This window comes from Parasphingorhabdus sp. (assembly GCF_048267785.1).
Lineage (GTDB): Bacteria > Pseudomonadota > Alphaproteobacteria > Sphingomonadales > Sphingomonadaceae > Parasphingorhabdus.
The window spans coordinates 114765-133121 of sequence record NZ_JBLWWU010000003.1 but is presented as its reverse complement, the minus strand read 5'-3'; the positions used below and the strand labels follow the sequence as shown (position 1 = coordinate 133121).

General features: G+C 55.6%; 7 protein-coding genes. All 7 read right to left on the bottom strand.

Annotation, left to right across the window (positions count from 1 at the left end; genetic code table 11):
- Window position 1 precedes the first annotated feature (1 nt).
- The gene (locus ACN0VD_RS03945) at window positions 2–8923 is read right to left on the bottom strand and encodes a beta strand repeat-containing protein (protein ID WP_417591830.1); all 8922 of its coding nucleotides are present in this window, start codon (window positions 8921–8923) and stop codon (window positions 2–4) included.
- Window positions 8924–8969: 46 nt separating this feature from the next.
- Window positions 8970–10727, bottom strand: a complete 1758-nt coding sequence (locus ACN0VD_RS03940; RefSeq protein WP_417591828.1) for a ShlB/FhaC/HecB family hemolysin secretion/activation protein — start codon at window positions 10725–10727, stop codon at window positions 8970–8972.
- A gap of 137 nt (window positions 10728–10864) precedes the next feature.
- On the bottom strand, window positions 10865–11665 hold the full coding sequence (locus ACN0VD_RS03935; protein WP_417591826.1) for a hypothetical protein: 801 nt from the start codon (window positions 11663–11665) through the stop codon (window positions 10865–10867).
- Window positions 11652–13706: a CHASE2 domain-containing protein gene (locus tag ACN0VD_RS03930; RefSeq protein ID WP_417591824.1), complete on the bottom strand. Its 2055-nt coding sequence runs from the start codon at window positions 13704–13706 to the stop codon at window positions 11652–11654. Before ACN0VD_RS03930 ends, ACN0VD_RS03935 begins: the two co-directional genes overlap by 14 nt.
- Window positions 13706–16825 (bottom strand): CHAT domain-containing protein, encoded by a 3120-nt coding sequence (locus tag ACN0VD_RS03925; protein WP_417591822.1) that lies wholly within the window; start codon window positions 16823–16825, stop codon window positions 13706–13708. The genes ACN0VD_RS03930 and ACN0VD_RS03925 overlap by 1 nt, the downstream gene beginning before the upstream one ends.
- Window positions 16826–17037: 212 nt before the next feature.
- Entirely contained in the window at window positions 17038–17709 is a 672-nt protein-coding gene (locus tag ACN0VD_RS03920; RefSeq protein ID WP_417591820.1) for a nitroreductase, read from the bottom strand.
- Window positions 17706–18335 carry a hypothetical protein gene (locus ACN0VD_RS03915; RefSeq protein WP_417591818.1) on the bottom strand — a complete coding sequence of 210 codons (630 nt, stop codon included), beginning with the start codon at window positions 18333–18335 and terminating at the stop codon, window positions 17706–17708. Before ACN0VD_RS03915 ends, ACN0VD_RS03920 begins: the two co-directional genes overlap by 4 nt.
- Window positions 18336–18357 lie beyond the last annotated feature (22 nt).

The following is an 18357-nucleotide window of genomic DNA, read 5'->3' as shown; positions in this document are numbered from 1 at the left end:
ATCATTCTGCCGGTTCAAGCTCTTCTTCGTCCTCATCTTCATCGGTCTGGCATTGCCCGCTATTATTGAGCTCGCAATCAAATTCGCGCACCCAAAGATCATCATTGCCGGCCCCGGTCACCGGTTCGTCGATCAACGGATCGTTGATCAAGTCTTCATTTTCCTTGATCTCGATCAGATTGGTCGCAAGCGGATCCGCTTCATATTTTTCCGGCGTGACCTCTTCTTCGATTACATCCTGAACCGGATCGTTCAGTTGTGGCGTGTCTGGCGTTGGTGTGGGTGGCGGAGTGGGCCCGCAACTCGCAGGATTGGCGATTAAACAGCCGTTGATTGTTGATTGAGGATCGTAACCGGCGCCCGATATTGCCGTGGCTGGAATGACCGCAATACCTGTTACATCATTTATAATGCCATTAATGACAATGGGTGTGATTCCACTGGGGCCGCTGTTGATTGTCAGTCCGCCGTCGCCGGCAACAAAGCCGCGCCGGGCATCAAAATCAGTGCCGCTGCCCGTATTCTGGACGTAGAACTGGCTGGCAAGCAGAGTAACGCTGATAGCGCCCGCCACGATAAACCCGTTTTCCCGGACATTACCGTCATTCTGGGCAAGTCGCGCATCCTTTTCGGCGGTGTTCATGCCTTGAATATCGTCATAAGCCTGATCTGTCATCGCGTATATATTGCGTGCGGTGAGGGAAAGATTTCCCGACAGGCTGTTGTCATTTCTTATCGCTACAGAACCGGTTGCGGCGTTTACAAACAGATCATTGCCAGCCTGGAGATTCAGGTTTGTTTCAAAGCTGCCCTGGACAGACAGATCGCCGATCACGTTTATCGATTGGTCTGCAATGAGATTGAAGTTTCCATCCGTGCCGAAATTTCCGTCAAAAAACGCGTTTGCCCAAAGGTCCTGAATCGTCAGGTCATATCCGGCCAGTCCGGTCTCGGCGGCATAGAATGTCAGGTTGCCGCCTGACCGAATCCGGTTGAATTCGTCATTGGAGAGAGAGAATGTGCCGGTAAAATCTGTCCCGTCGCCCAGTCTCATCTGTGTGCTGCCATTGCTGGATATCTCGATATCGCTGGTCAAAGCGTCCAGACCAAGGCTGCCGGTCGAACCGATATTCATATCGGCGCTGACTGTTTCTATAGTACTGCCGATTGCTTCGGCCTGAATGTCTATCAAACCGTCGGCGGTGATCAACAGTTGATTGCCCGCACTCGTCGATCCGTCGATCAGGATATCGTTGACGGCGTTCATGCTGATGTCGCCTGTGGCCTGCGCGCTTTGAATTCTCAAACCGGCTGCCGAGAATAGCTCGACATCACCATTGGTAGCTTCGGCGCTGACGGTCGTATCTTGTTGCGTTATAATAGAGACAGCTTCGCCCGATGCGACAATGCTATTGGTCACATCGACATTATTCGTGACATTGACCAGGCCGGTTGCGGCGGTCAGATATATGTCATTGCCCGAGACATCGGCTATATCGATTCCGTTATCGGCGCTGATGTCAACATCACCCTCGTCCGCCTTGTCGGCATTAACTTCACTTGCAACAAAGGCGCCCTGTAATTGGGCGATGACATTTGTGCTGCTGTTAACCAGCCCCAGATTGGCGTCACCGCTACCCATGATCGTGATATCGTCGGCGGACGACATGTCGCCGCCGGTGATATTGCCACCGGCATTCAGGGTTGTTCCGTTTCTGCTGGCTGCGCTGGCGAAGTTTATATTGCCGCCGGCATCAACGGTAAAGGTGCCTCCCTGCGCATCAAGGTCGCCAAATCCGACATTGCCGGTTGCATCGAGGTCGATGTCGCCGCCCACAATCACGCTACCGTTGCCATCGATATCGCCCGCGAGAGCTGCCAGCGTCAGATTGCCGCCGATCGTGCCGTTGTTGAGGGTAACGGAGGCACCGGTAATAGTGGTGTCACCACCGCTGATTGCATTGGCGACGGTCGGCGTTCCGGTTGCAGTGACATTGATATTATCCAATGCATCAAGCGCACCGGTGGCCGTCACATCGCTTCCGCTATCCAGCTGGATGTTCGAGCCGGTCAGTGTTTCGCCAGCAAAGGCGATCGATCCGGCCTGACCGGCATTGGCGGTGTTGAACGACAAGGCGAACAGGTCGATTCCGGTGCCGCTGGCCGTTGCACTGGCCAGACTGATCGCGCCGTCTGCGTCAACCGATACGTCATCGCCTGCGGATACCGTCGCAAGGCTGACATCGCCCAGCGCCCGGATTGCCACGTCTTCGCCGGCGTTCAGGGTCCCGGTCGAGGCAATGTCATTGCCGGCGAGCAAGCCGATTGAACCCGCCGTCGGTGTGCCGGCACTGGTGGCCGCGGAGCCGAGCGTGATATTCTGCGCTGCCGATACCAGAATGTCGCCGCTATCTGTTGCGAGAGCGCCAGCGGTGATATCATTGGCAAAGAGATTGATGCTTTGCCCAAGACCCGTTGTGGCAGCGTTGCCGATATCGATAGCATTGGCAGCGTCGAGATTGATACTGCCGCCTGCGGTCAGGTCGCCGGGACCGGTTCCGGTCAGGTCGCCGGTCGTGGCGTTGAGCGTGATGCCGCCAGATGACAGCAAGTCATTGAAGCCGACATTGTTGCCCAGAATCGAGACCGATGTCGCGCTGCTGTTGCTGCCGAGAAAGGCATCGCCGGTGGCGGCTGTCAGCGTGATGGAACGGTTTGCGGGCAGGTTTATCTGGTCAAAGCTGATATCGCCGCCAGCGACGATGTTGATATCGAAATCACTATTTTGTGTCAGGACACCGACAGCGATGCTGCCGGGTACCGTATAGAGGCTTTCGGGAGCGCCGCCGACGAGAGACGCAGTGGTCAGTTGGCCATCGGTTGTGATCGAAGCCGCGTTGATATCCGCTCCAACCGTTATGCCGATATCGCTGGTGCTGTCGAGATTCGCCGTTCCCAGCAAGCTGCCGGCTGCGTTGACGGTTATGGCATTGCTGGTCGCGGAAACGTCGGCGAGATCAATATCGCCTTCGGTACTCTCCAACGCCAGCTGATTGCTGGCATTGAGCGTGGTTGCGATGCCCGTCGTTCCCATGACAATATCACGCCGGGTGGTGACCAATATGTCATTGGCCGACACGGTCCCGCTTTCGACGACTGCCTGGATCACGTCATTGTTGCTCGCCTGGCCGATATAGACAAGATTGCCTGCGTTGAGCGTACCGAGGCAGACATTGCCTTCGAGGCATTGTGCGCTCAGCAGCCCATTGTCGTCGCTCTGGGGCACGCTATTCGACGGCGCGTTGTTGCTGTCGACGCTGATCGAGTCGGCGGTGATCGTGCCGCCAAGACCGTCGACCGCATTGGCGGTCATGACGACCGCGAAACCATTGGCATTGAGATCGCCGGTTGCGATGATTGAGGCGATCGGACTCAGCGGCGCACTTAAGGGCATTCCTATCGGAGAGCCGAACAGGCCGCTAAAGTCTCCGGCCTGCAAGATCAGATTTCCCGGATCGCTGAATGGGGAGAGAGCGTCGGGGGCGGTCGACGGATTATTGGCCGCGGTGAGGCTGGCGCCGGCTTCTATGACGATGTCATCGCCGGTTCTGACCGCCAGGCCATTGTCCGACACGACATTGCTTCCGGCGCGGAAATAGGCGTTGCCGCCCGCGCCAATGGCGATGAGTCCGGTCGATGTGACATCGCCGGTGACGGTCGCATTGTAACTCGAATCAAAGGTGGGGAGAGGGGTCCCGGTCGGATCATATCCTGCGTTGATCGTCAATTCCGGCCCGGTAACATAGGAGATCAGTCCGATGGCAATTACTGTGGGAACGCCGGTAACCGCGGCATTGTTGACAGCGACATTCTGCAGAGCGGAAATGTCCACCAGACCGACACCGGCGATGTCGGCAACGGTGGCATCCTGTTCGGCGCGAACCGAGGCGGTTCCCCCCGCGTTGATCCGCGAGCCGTCGGTGCTGATGAAATTGGCTTGTGCCGTCGCATCAAAAGTTCCGGTGACGTCGAGGGAGTTCACCAGCGTCGAATTGTTGCTATGATTGATCAGGATATTCTGACCGCTGATCAGCGTGGCATCGCCGCCAACCGTCATCTGCGCGTTGCCGTCGAAATCATATTCGATGTGGCCCGCCACGTCGACGACCAGATTGCCAAGGATCGACATCGCACCGCTATTGCCCGTTGCGAAGAAACCGCCAAGAGGAGCTGAACTGGAACCGGTCCCCGTTCCGATCGCGGTATCAAAGGCATTGGCTGTCAGACTGTCGAAGCTTATCAGTCCTGCAGGATCGATAGAGCTGTCGGAAATCTCTATACGTCCGCCCGCGCCGAAACCGGCAATCGGTCCGCCGCCCCCTGTGCCGTTGGCATTCACGGTGACGTCGGCAAAGGTCACGATTCCGGGACTGCCTTCCTGAACCTCGATAATTCCAGTTCCGCCCGTGCCATTGCCCCCCGTTCCATCTGCACCATCGGTGCCAAAAATGTCATGAATACCCCGAATTCCTCCATCACCGGCGATACCGGCTGCGGTTATTTGCAGATTATTTCCTGAAATTGTGCCGCCCTGTGCGAGCAGTCGACCGGTGCCGCCTGTCGCATCGCCGCCGTTGCCAGCATCACCGGCAGCACTGTCATAGGAGTTCCCGCCATCTCCGCCGGTTCCTCCGGTGCCGGTGCTGGTCATGGTAAAGTCGCCGGATATTAGGGTAATCGTGCCGCCTGTTCGTGCGACCAGTTCGACCGTGCCGCCTGTCGCGTTGCCGCCCGATCCGCCATCGCCACCTTCTATGCCACCGCCGAAGCGATAAAGGCCTGCGGCTCCGTTGCCGCCGGTAGCATTGGCTTCCAAAATGATAGTGTCGAGATCTATATTCCCGCCAGCGCCTGTGACCTGTAATCGTGCCGTGCCAGCGGTCGCACTGCCGCCATTGCCGCTATTGCCGTTATTGTTGGTCAGTGCGTCAGTTTTGCCCTGGCCGCCGTTACCGCCGGTCGCGTTTGCCAATATTATCGGATCGTCCAGATCAACGGACGCACCATTGATGTTGATTGCCGCAACACCGCCAAAGGCGTCGCCTCCGTCGCCGCCGGTTAACCCATCTTCGCCTTGCCCGCCGGTCGCGCTGGCATCGACTGTGAAATTCCTGTTGTCGAGATTGTCCTGATTAAGATTGATCGTGGCAGTTCCGCCTTGAGCGGCGCCGCCATTTCCGCCCGTATTGTTCCCAAAACCTACGCCGTTATTGTCCAAATTGCTGCCCCCGTCGCCACCTGTAGCCGATGACTGTACCGTCGCAGAGCCAAAGGTCAGAGTGCCGGAAGTATCATTTATAACAGCATCGCCGCCGGTCGCGTCTCCGCCTGATCCAGCCGGGCCACCGTTGATAGTGTTGACACCATCGAATCTATCTGCGGTCGTTCCACCAGAACCGCCGGTTGCCGAGGTGCTAACCTGGATGTTTGCAGCATCAATGGTTGCAGAGCCCATCATGTTGAATGTTGCAGTGCCACCCAGTCCAGCACCGCCGTTGCCGCCGTCGGAGCCAAGGCCGTATCCGCCTCCGGCATTGGCTGCGTAGGGAGCTGTTGCGGGGTTGTTCGCCTCTGCCGACACGGTGAGGGTATTGGTGATGGTCAGGTTGCCGGATATGGCGTTGAACGTGGCATTGCCACCGATGCCACGACCGCCGTTGCCACCCGCGGTCCCGCTGAGAATATCACCACTAGCGCCATTGCCGCCAAAGCCATCCGCGCTGATTGTCAAATTGGTTACCGTTGCATTGCCACCATTCAGATTGAACGTGACATCACCGCCCTGACCGTCGCCGCCATCACCCGCAGAAATGCCGCCTGCCATCGGCGCATCAACCACGGTAAGGTCCATTGGAGCGGCCATAGCGGCAATGCCCGGCATCGGCAATATGGCCGGCGCCAATGCTGTTTCGATTCCGCCTTCGCCACCGGCGCCGCCGGCGCTGACTTCAATATCGTTCGCAACGAATGTACCACCGAGAAGATCAAAGATGACGTCGCCGCCAAAACCGCTGCCACCGTTGCCTTCAAAGATTGGTGTTATTTCCACACCGGCAACGATTGACCCATCGGCATTGAAATCAATGTTGGAAGCACTGATGCGGCTGGTGACAGGCGAGGTTCCCTCGAGCAACATTCTGATCGTTCCGCCCTGCGCGGTTGTCGTTTCCAAATCTGCCGGGTCTTTCACACCCCCCCGGGCGCTGGTATTTACATCAAGATCTCCGGTAAGCACAATGAAGCCCTCATTGGCGTGAAGCAGGACATCTCCCCCAAACGCATCGATGCCGACCGTGCTCTCGGTATCGGAATTGGCATAAAAGCTTGCAGTGTCACCGGAAATTTCCCCACCATTTTGCGCGATCAAGCTGATATTGCCTGCTGTTGCCAGCGGGCTCATTTCGTTTTCTGAAAAGAGCACAATGCTGGTATCCACGTATAAATTGCTAAAGCTGACATCTCCATTATCAGCAACTATGGAAACCGATCCGGCGGTCAGAGCACCGCCGGGTCCGCCATTGGATGCCGAGGTGTAGACATCGATATCATTTGCGACGGCCAGGCCTGATTCCCCGCCGGTGTTGACAATATTGATGGCCACTGCGTCCAGCGCCGGATCGTTTACAACATTGCCGGTGGTGGTAGCGTCGATAACGATAAAGTCCGTAACGGTCAGACTTGTATCGGAATTGCTAAGAGTAAGATCGACCGATGCGCGACTGACATCACCGGCAATGCCGTTACCATTTGCATCGAACGAACTTCCTCCGGTCGCATAAGCGGAGATATCCAGACTTCCAATGCTGTGAACCCCGCCTGAAATGTCGAGATTAGCAGCGCCTGCCACGGCGACATTATTCTGGCTTGTAGTTTCGTCCGAACCGCTGGTTGCTATCGCATAGGTTGATAAGCCGAGATTGCCGATTACCGTCATCTCGCCGCCCGACAGGATCAGGTCGATATTGCCCGCGGTGCTGTTGCTGCCTAGCAGCCCGACTCCATTCCCGGCGATTTTCCCGTCGCCGGTATTGAGAACCGATGCGTCGAAATCCAGATCACCGCCAAATAGCACTGTGCCGCTGTCCATCGTGAACACGATATTGCCAGCCTGCCCGAAACCATTTTGAATCTCGCCTTTCCCGCCCTGGGCGCTGGTCAGAAATCTTGTATTTCCACCGACATCCAGCACGCCGCCGCCGGTGATATTGATCGCAATATTGCCGCCAACAGCATCCTGCCCGATCCCGGTACCGCCGTTGTTGACGACCGAAAAGAAATCATCGAGTCCGGTGGCGGTGGCGTCCATGGTCAAATCGCCGGAGACGACCAGACCGGTATTGACCGGGGTGCCAAAGCCGGTGCGATCAATATTAATGTTGATATTACCACCGGTAGCACCGGAGCCGGCGGTGAGGTTCACGTCGCCATTGACGAGTATCTGGCCACCGCCCGATGTGTTGAGATTGATCTCGTTCCCTGCGGTCAGGTTCAAATCCTGTGAGCCAACGGGGTTCGAAATTACGATTGAATCGGTATCGGACAACGCCGAAAGGGTGATATCGTCGGTTGAAAATAGTTCGAGCGTTGAATCAAATACGGCCCCACCGGCGCCGCCAATCTGGATATTGGCGGCTGCGGTTGAAGTTATATTTTCTTCAATAGAGTTTGTCGGTGCGGTTGCTATGCCGCCAACGGTAACATTGCCTCCGGCGCTGAGTACAATATTGCCATTAACGACAGATGCCGAAGCGGCTTGTTCATAGCCTATGCTGCCACCGACCAACATGGTCAGGGCGTCATTTTTGGGAACAGCAACCAGATAGATCGACTGTGCGTCGGCGTTGGTCACTTCGCCGTCGCCGTTAACGCTCGGGGCGGACGCTGGTCCGGTGGTGGTTCCGGTATGGACGACACCGTTGGCATCACTGGTTCCCACTCCGATCGAGATGTCGAAAAGTCCGTTGTTGATGGTCAGGTCGGCCTGTTCGGCGGCGACATAGGCAACCGAACCGTCGACATTCACATCGCCGCCCTGGACGATACGCGGCGCAACCATGGCGACGTAGCTGCTGCGGTCGTTCAGGGCGTTGATCGTGGCGCCATTTTCGATGATTATCGAAGATGTGCTTCCGGCGTTGCCGCTGAAACTCATCGTGCTGTCGATCATATCTATATTGTTGGTGGTGAGCAGCAGCCCGCCGACGTCAAATATGGAATCGGCGCCGATCACGATCCCGCCGGGACTGTAGAACCAGATATCGCCACCTATGGATCCATCTATTGCGTCTAACCGACTTGAAACATTTCCGTTAAACGCAATACCGCGCGGGTCGCCGGACGCATTAGTGCCTGTGGGCAATATCCGGTTGAGGACTGTAAAGCCGGAACTTGGCCCGACAAATGTCAGGGCCGTGCCTGTCGGCAGGATGTTGATCAGATCATCGCTGTTTGCTGTGTCGAGCGGGTCCCAGTTGATAATATTTTGGGCCGTAAAGGTGGTTACAACATCTGATCCAGCCGCTTTTACAACCGTAACCATTTCCGTCGAGGATATGACATCTGCCTGAAATGCCTGTGTTGCAGATATGGGCGGAGCGGTGGCCTGCGGTTGATTGATGGCGACCATGCCGGCGGGTGCGGCTATTGGGACATCATTGACAGCGAGCGGATTCATCGGGGCCGAAATCCTGATATCCCGTGGATTGAAATCGGGCGCAAGCAAATGCGACTGTGCCAGCACAGGTTGCGGAGCCGAGACCAGCAAAAATGCCGCTGCGGTTGCAGAACTGCCCGATAACCAGCGCAATTTTCTGGATCGTTCCGCTCCGACTTTATCGTGCACTTGCTGCTTTCTGCTGGTCATGATGTTATCCCCGCTTGAAACATCTTCTGGTCAAAAAATATGGTCATTATCTGCGCCTCCACGGTGCGAGCTGGATGGTCAAAGTCAGGAGGGCGCGCGCGCTATCGCGTCGGGTCTGGAAGGCTGCGCGTTTTAGCGGGACGACCGCGGTCAGGTCCAGACTGGCCCGCTGGCCAATGGTCGTACGGAACCCGCCACCGGCCGAATAAAGTTTTTGCGGATCGCCCGGACTGTTCTTGTTCCACACACCCATCAGATCAAAAAACAGATACGGCTGCACCGCGATCCCCTCGGGTGAATCGGGCAGCAAGGAGCCGTAGCTGATCTCTGTCTGCAGGCCATATCCACTGTCGCCGATGATCGTTCCGGGATCATAGCCACGGCCGGTTGTATAGTTGCCTCCGGATATCTCTTCATAGGAGAACAAGGCGTCCGGCGAATATTGCAGCCGTGGTTTCAGAGTCAATGCCAGCAGCGGGGTGGGGCGGTAATCGATCTTTGCTTGCCCCCTGACGACAAATGCTGTCGGGTCGCCATCGGCACGGGTTGGCAAGACGGTCTGGCCGATACAGTTGACAAATGCCGGGCCGCAGCCCTCGCTGGCACCCAATATGTCAAGGCCCTGGCGGAGTTCCAGCGAGCCGCCGATGCCCCATTTCGGCTCAAAGGCGGAATAGCCGCCCCGTCCCGAAATACTGCCCGGTTCGATCTGGCTGAAGTCGAGACGGGCATAAGCCACGCTCAGCCGGTCTTCGTTGGTGCGCGTGCCGAGAATATCGGTCCGCTGGTCGATATAGTCGAGCCCGATTGTTCCGAAAATATTGCGCGACTGTTTGCGAAGAAAGGGATAGCTGGCATAGGCGCCGGCGACCAGTGTTTCCGACTGGATCGTAAACCCGCCGGTCAGTTCCGGCTGGGTCCACGCATATGTGAAGCTGGCACCGAATTTCAAACCCTCGCCACCAATCAGGAATTCGTGGCTGGCTTGTAGAACCTGCTGTTCCTTCAAATCGGAGGTCGTGTAGCCGCTGATCACGGTTTCATCACCCATCCCGGTGAGACCATTGAAGCGGAGCCGGCCAAGTCCGCCAAAGCGGCCAACCGCTTCGGACCCGAAATTCTGGATATTGACGTCGGCGTAGACCGGCGTGCGGATGACATTAAACTCGCCGACCACTTCCCCGGGCTGACCTCCGGATTCTGCAGACACGGGGCGGAGCGAAAGCCGCACATCCAGCCCCGGAATGTCGCGCGCGAGCAGCAGGTAGCGATCTGCGGTATTGATGTTGAAAACCGGTTGGGCGGCGAGCTTTTCTATATATTTTTGCAACAGATGTTCGGATGGGCCGGCATTCCCCCGAACTTGCACCGAAGTCATCCGCGCCATCAGCACGTCAAAACGGACTGTGCCCTGTTCAATTGTTTGCGGGGGTACCTGGACAGCGGCCAGATAGCCATTGCTGCGCAATATGGTTGCCGCCCGGTCACGGATATCGCAAACGACCGAAACCGGAACGTCCTGACCGACATAATTTGCATAGGATGAGGTCAGAGAATTCGGATCAACCGAAATCAGCCCGGTAAAATCGACGGATTTCAGCGTGAACCGGACATCGGAAAATTCCGGTCCGGCAAGTGGGCAGGCGGATCGCTCGACTTGGCCATCAACGGCCAGAGTCTGAGCCTTGCCCTTAAGCCCGTTGTCCAGAACACCGCGCTGGATTTCTTCCCTGGTCGGCGCTGCGACAGAAGATTGCCCCCAAGCAGGCTGGCTTGTTACAAGCATGGCGACGCCTGCTGCCATGGCAGTTGATCCAAGTGTTGTTCGCGTGCGCGACATATAATTCCCCGTCTTGTGATGATCCCCTATGAGGCGGTCGAACCATCATGTTCCATCCTGCCGTCCAGCTTTCCTGCCGGACAGCAGGTTCTTGTCATACGCTAACCCTGGTCTGCCGCGTCTTCATCATTCAGTTTGAGTGTTTCAACCAGCAAATCCAATTGGCCGGTACATCCGTTTTCGATCAGCATGGATGCTGCATCATTAAGGTCTGCCGGTTGATTCTGCAGCACCACAAAACTTACTTCTACAGATTGCGGCACGTTTGACCCGAGCAGACGATAGCTTGCACCGTTGGTGACCGGCAGAGTATCTTTCGGCCAGGCTTTCAACGGATTGCCTTTTCGCCAGGCGATTTCAGTGACATTGCCTTCAGCTGGTTCGACAATCGATGCCGTTGCCGATCCTGTATAATCGGGCCGCCAGACAACTAGTCCATCCGGATCGGCAACACAGAATTTTCCCCCCTTGGTCACATCCAGGAACCAGATGTTCGGATTGTTCGGTGTTTCAACCGTTGCGCCGCCCGCAGCGCGGACCGCTCCGGTTCTTGCCCGGCTGTTGCCGCGATTGCTGATGAAACTCGACAACCGGCGCGATGCGGTCGATGTCGTTCCTGTGCGTTGGGCCAGTGAAAAGGTTCCCGGACCTTTGAGCACGCGGGTGCCCGACTTGGTCAAAATGGTCACCTGATCCTGCGCCTTGAGAGAAATTTTTGCATTATTCCCCATTTTCTTACCCGCGGGATAGCTGCTGGCCGAAGGTCCGGTCGAGCGAACGACCATATTCTGTGCAATGGCCATGCCGCCGGCACCGAAAAGCAAAATTGTGCCGAGAGCCGCTTTCGCCAAGCGGGGAAGAATTCGTCCGGACTGTGCCAGATTGTTTTTATCCAAGTGCATAGCTTTCTCCATTTTTTGTCTTTTTCAATCGTTTGAGCAAATTGGCGAGGCCCATATCCTCACTATATTGCTTGATCATGGCACCCAGTGCCTGAACAGAACCACTATCACCCATTTCATGGGCTGCTATGACTGCGGTCACTGTCGCGCGGTCTTTTTCCTCCCAGTCGGGAACCGGTTCGAACACGTCGACCGGCGTGGATCGACCGCGCAGCGTGATCCGTCCCATCGGCCGGTACCAGTCGAGACCGGTCCGTTCCATCGCCTCCCGGCTCAGCAATACCTTTGTATCCAACGCCTTGTTCGCTGCTTCCAGCCGTGCCGCCGTATTCATCGCGTCACCGAGTGCGGTATACTGGATCCGGCCTTCGCCGCCGAAATTGCCGACAATGGCATCGCCATAATGCATGCCGACGCGGGTTCTGCCAATTGGCGGTACGCTTTCGGGGACGTTTTTGCGGAATTCTTCACCGGCCTGATACAGCGCATAGGCGGCCTTCGCTGCCCGTTCGCCATCATCCGGATAGGCGATCGGCGCCCCCCAGAAGGTAACCAGCGCGTCACCGACGAATTTGTCGATCGTGCCGCCATATTCCAGCGCCACCTCGCTCAGCCGGTCGAGATAATCGTTCAGCAACGTCGCGACCATCTCCGGTTCGATCGCATGGGTCAATTTGGTAAAACCCTCGAGATCGGTGAACACCGCGAAAATTTTCCGTTTTTCGCCGTGCAGTGCCAGTTTCTCGGGATCTTTCAGAATTTCGGTGGCGATGGATTTTGGCAGATATTTGCCAAGCGCGCTTTGTGCAAAGGCCCGCTGCTTGGAATTGATCGTTCGGGCCGCCGATCCGACTGAGGCATAGCCCAGCAGCCATCCGACACCCCAGCCAAAGGCAGGCAGGCTCAGTGTATCGATTCCAATATTCTGCAACACGAACGGGAAAGTGAGAAAAAATGCGAACTGGCCGATGAGCACCAGTCCAACTTTTATGGCATTGCCCACGATCAGGGCAGAGAGGCCTCCGCAAATCGCAACGATCAGGGCCCCGACCCACAAAGCCCATGTCGCAATGGGAGTAGGGAGGTCATCGTTGAGCAACTGGGCGAGCATATGGGCATGCACTTCAAGCCCGATCATCTTGCCGTCATTCTTTCCGGCATCGGTCAATCCGCCGACCGGGGTTTCAAATCGGTCACGATCAATGAAATCGCCCCCGATCAGAACATGTTTGCCGGCGATGAAAGAGCCCAGCATTTCCGCAATGTCCGGATCAGCAAAACTTTCAATCGGGAATTTGTCGAATACGGGGACGTCGGTCGCCTTCGGTACATGATAACGGATGGCGCCGTCATTATTGGCAAATTTCGGGTTGGGTGCGGTCAGCGCAATGGCCATGAACGGCGGCGCTCCAGGCTTGTGCGGTGTCCAGCGGCGCTGAACGCCGTCGCTATCTGTTTCCAGCTTGATATCAGTGGGCTTCACATTCTCGCTGCGGGCATCTTTGAAAAATTGCTGCAGAAACTCATGTTCGGCAAAGGCGATTTCCGGATTTTCCTTAGGGTCGGCATAAGCCAGAAAAGTCGGCGTTTCCATATTCTTGAACGCCGAGATGAGCAGGTCATCGTCATCCTGTGGCATGGTGAAGAGAATATCTATGCCAATCGATTTAGGCTTGGCAGCGTCGATGCTTTCAAGTGCTTGCGCCAAAATCGTTCGGTCAACCGGTGATCGCTGGCCGGTGAGTTTCAGCGTATCTTCATTATAGACGACCATGACGATATTTTCGTCTTTTTCGACTTCCGGCGCGAATACCGATGCGCGCAGATCATATAGGGCGCGCTCTGCTTCCTGAATCAGCGGGGTCGTCCAGCTGTACCGGGCGACAAGCAGAGCCAGAATCATGAACAGCACGGTCGAAGCGATCCGGACCGGACCGAGATGATCGAACAGGCGCCGCAATGATTGCAGCACGCCTCTGGCGCCCTCCTTCATATCGCGGTTATTCTCAATCCCGTCTGGTGGCATGGCGGTTGCGGTCATTATTTTAATGCCGCTTTCGTCGCGGATGGCACTGCGTCAGCAGTGGCCGCTGTGTCCATGGGAGTAGGCAAAAATTGACGGGCACCGTCACCGATCAGGGCGAAGCCAGACCAGTAATAGGGATGCGATGTGAGCGGATCGTCCATCAATTCCAGCTGAGACTGTCTCAGCGCCTCGGTTATCGATTGCCCGCGACCGTCGCTGAACAATCCGTTTATCAACCGCTCCGTGGCGCGAAAATCATCCGGGGCAGGCCAGTGGCTGGCCAGTATCGAACGCCCGCCCGCTCCGATAAAGGACCGGACCAAGCCATCAAGCGCCGTCCCGCCCCCGCTGCTGACGCCAGCGTTGCGGGTCGCTTCGATGCTGGCTTTGCCGGCCGTATCGCAGGCGGAGAGAATAACGATATCCGCATCCAGTTTAAGGTCAAAAATTTCGTCAAAGGCCAGAAGACCGTCCGAATCATTGTCTCCAAAGGACGTCAGCAGCGATGGTTTCGCCGGGCAGGATGGATTGGGAGCGGTGACGAGCCCATGGGTTGCAAAATGCAGGATGCGATAATCGCTGATTTCGTCATTCGACAAGATAGCGGTATCGGTAAAGGCGGCTCCGGTAAGGACATCGGAAATGCCTGCACCAACCAGAGACTGTGCTTCCAGCAGTTCGCGATCCGATATCGGACTGTTCCACTGGCTAAGTGGCCATTCGCAATTGGCGTTTATATCCTCGGAGTTGCCGCGGATTCTGGCCACTTTTGTGCTTGCCAATATCGGTAGGTTCTTGCCCATTCCCAAATATTGCCGGGAGGCATTCGATTGGGGGGCCTGACGGGCGTCAGCGAATGAACGTGCCGATACCGCCGTGCTGATATCGATATCGCGGCCAAGCCATTTTACGCCCGAAAAATCGAAAGGGTCGCTATCGGGAGCCTCTATTTTCGCAAGATATTGCGTAACCGAAGCATCATCTGCAACCAGCAGGTTTATCGGCAACCGCAGCATGGCTCCGTCCGGTTCGAATATCAGATGCTTCTTGCTCGCAAGGTCGTCGGAAACCGGTCCGAAAAGATCGGCATATAGCGAGCGGGCCGTTTCGATATCGAAAGGATAGGTGACATATTGACCATTTTCGTAGGTGGATATCGACGCGCGAATTGTGTCGACCATTTGGTCGAGTTCACGCTCGTTCAGCGCTATCCGGTATGTTTTTGCCTCGGTTTGGTCCGCGTAAAACATGAAAATGTCGTCGCTGACGATCGTCATCCGCATGTAGGTCTCGTCAGGCTGCAAGGTGGCACGCAACTTGTCGAGACCGAGAAAACGGCCAGCAACCGCACGGTATTGAGGGAATTCAGCAAGTTTGACCTGCGTAAGCTGCTGGCTTCTTTCCAGCGCTTCGATTTCGGATGCGAGATCATTGCTTTGTCGGCGGACCGACGGCGATTGCTCGGCCTTGTTCAATGCCGAAAAACGGATTCGCAATCTTTCGATGTTGCGCGCCAGATTGATCGACTGTCGGAACAGGCGCGCGGCATCATCTGTGCCCCCGCTCAGTTCCCGTGACAGGATGGCCTGGGTTTCGGCAACACCCGGGCGGACCAGTATCTGAGAGGCTTTGAAAAATTGTTCGGTTGCAGTTTCATCGTCTGCAAGAAGTCTGAAATAGGGGGAGAGCTGGTTGGCCATGCCGGTAATGGCGCTGCGTTTGCCGAGCGAATTATCAATGACTTCGTCATATAATCGGCGTGCCTCGGTCTCTTGCCCGTGTCGCAGCAGAAAAGATGCAAGTCGCGCTTTGGCACCATTGAGGGCCCGCGTTTCGGGATATTGAATGTTCAATAATTCCAGCCCGTCGCGGAGCAATTGTTGTGCACCATTCAAATCACCCTCCGCTTCTGCCAGAAGAGCCAGCTCGGAGAGAATTTGAACCCTCAGACGCGTGATTGAAGTGACCCGGCCGTCGCGAACGGTGACGGCGCGATTATAGGCGGACGTCAGCGAATTTCGTGCGGTCTCGCGGTCCCCATTGATTCGCTGGGCGGTGCCCAACAGTTGCAATGCCTGGGCATCGATTATTTCGGCGCGTTCACGATTGCTCAATTTTGTTTCGTCGACAAAACTGAGTAGACTGCGACTTCTTGCGCTGCCGTTAATCCGACTGGAAATCGGATCGGATATTTCGAGACGATCCGTTAGCGCGATCTGCTCTACCAGCGATGTCTTGAGCGGAACGTTTATCCGCGCCACCGCATCGTCAAACCGGCCCTGATTGAGCAGATGCATGGCTTCGAAATTTCGTCGCAGACGCTCGGTTACCGGGTCGGCCCCATTCAGTTCCGTGGCTTGTTCAAACAGATTATCGGCTTCGGCAAATTCACCCAGATTGGACTTTTGCAAGGCCCGGTTAATCAGATATTCCTCGGGGTTTATATTCTCGCCATCCATACCGGATGTGCGTTGTTGCAATGTTTCAAAAAAGGCAGCGGCTTCCGCGTAATCGCCGCTGAGATTTCGCCTGTAGCCCTCTGCCAGTGCCTGGTCGGGTTTGAGTGTTGCTGCCTGAACCCGGGCAAAGGCAAATGGATCCTCGACCGACGTCGAGGCGACGTCGATTTTGCCCTCGACAATCGAGTCATGCACTACCGACTTGAGCGCCAGCAGCGTCGCACTGTCATAGGCAGCAAGGCCTTCCGCGATATAGGAAACGTCATTTTGTCGGCCACTAAATTGTGAATAGGCAACCGGTTCCGCCGAGAGTTTGCATTCGGTATGCCGAAAGCCTTCGAGCGTCGCCTGGGCCGCATTAGCGGTGCATGTTATCGGTTCGCTGCGATGGGGTGTGATCCGATTGAGCAAATCCTGTTCCGAAGACCGGGACGAATAGATAAAACCCACCGGTCTCGCGGAATCGCGACACACGACCGCCCAGCTGCGGTCGAACATATCGGCTTTCGCCTTGTTCTCGATGCTGCGATCCTGCACCTGGCATAATATGCCCTGGCTGTTTCCGATTGGAAAACTGTCGCGTAATGAGACCGGAGTGCCTTGAGCGAATGCTACAGCCGGGCTTGACGCCAGCGCCAATGCCAATGTGATAGTGCCAATCCTCAAGCGGCGCACGATAGATTCCCCCACAATATTATGTGTTGCCCGGTCCCCTCAGACTGGAACAACAATGATTGCGACCCGGAATATTCATGCTTCTACAACAGATAGCCGTTGAATCCGAGTCCCCGATTGCAATTTATCGATTATAAAATCATATTAGGTGATTGACGTCACATTGTGGGACATTTTGCAGGATTTTTCTGAATAATCAAAAGGTTTGCTGGTTAAAAACCGCGAAACTCTATTGCGTCCCTGATCGGCACGCGGGGCACATCAAAATTGTTGATCGCAGCGTCGGGATCCCTGTAACCAATCGCCATACCGCAAAAGAAGATATGATCGTCATCAATGCCGAGCAATTCCCGCATATAGGTGCCGTACATCGCCCAGATTTCCTGTGGGCAACTGTCGAGCCCCGCTTCGCGCAACAACAGCATCACGGTTTGTAGCCACATGCCCATGTCGGACCATTGCGGTGGCCCCATATATTTTTTGGTATAGGTGAACAATTGCACCGGCGCGCCGAAGCTGTCCCAGTTTTTTGCCATTTGCGCGATACGGCCGGCCTTGTCGCCTCGCTCCAGACCGACGGCTTGGAACATGTCCTTGCCGACTGCCCGGCGCTGCTCTTCATAGCGGCCATCCAGCTCCCTGGGATAGATTGCATATTCGGTATTTTCGCCCATCGGCGCAGTCGCGGCCTTGGCCTTGATCTTGGCGGTGATATCCTTGAGCGCATCTCCACCAACGACAACCGCGTTCCACGGCTGGGTATTGCCACCGGAAGGGGCGCGCTGGGCTGTTTCAAGAACGCGTTCGAGAATGGACTTGTCGACCGGTTTGTCGAGAAACTGGCGGATGGAGCGGCGCGAAGTTACGGCTTCGGTTACGTTCATTCGTGATCTCCAGATGAATGTTGAACGGTTGTTGTTGGCGATGTATTCGAAGATTCTTTTGGTGGCACTCGTTCTACATCAAGATGGTTGGAACTTGTTTCGAAATTTTCAAAAGAAGATAACTCTTCATCAGTCATGATGGGTAATTCTCCAGTCACAATTATATCAACTAGCTCGATCGATTGATCTAACTCGGTAATGCAGTTGGCAATGTCATCAAGAGAAGTGTCTGAAGTTTCTTTTTCAGAGCCTATGGCGAGTCCGGCGGTAAACAAAAGGGCTTCCAATCGGAGTCCGAGGTCGATCAGTGAGACCATAAGTCTCTCGCTATTCAATGGCGCTCGATCAGTAAGTTTTGCAATATAGGGTTGCGCTACGGTAAGTCGCGCAAGGTCGAATACGTTCCGATTTTCGGACCATTCGTTAAGCCTAGATTTTAAAAAGTTCGAAAGCGCAAACGCACCGTTAAGAATAGCACGCTCTTGCTCGACGATTTGCTCACGTTCTTTTCTTTCTAACCGCTGATGCTCCAGATAGGAATTCAATGAAGTCAAGGCACTACCAACGATAATGCCTAAAAGCGTAAGTCCACCTGCGATTAACGCGACAAGAAGTTCAGTTGGCAACTAATCCAAACTCCCGAATTCG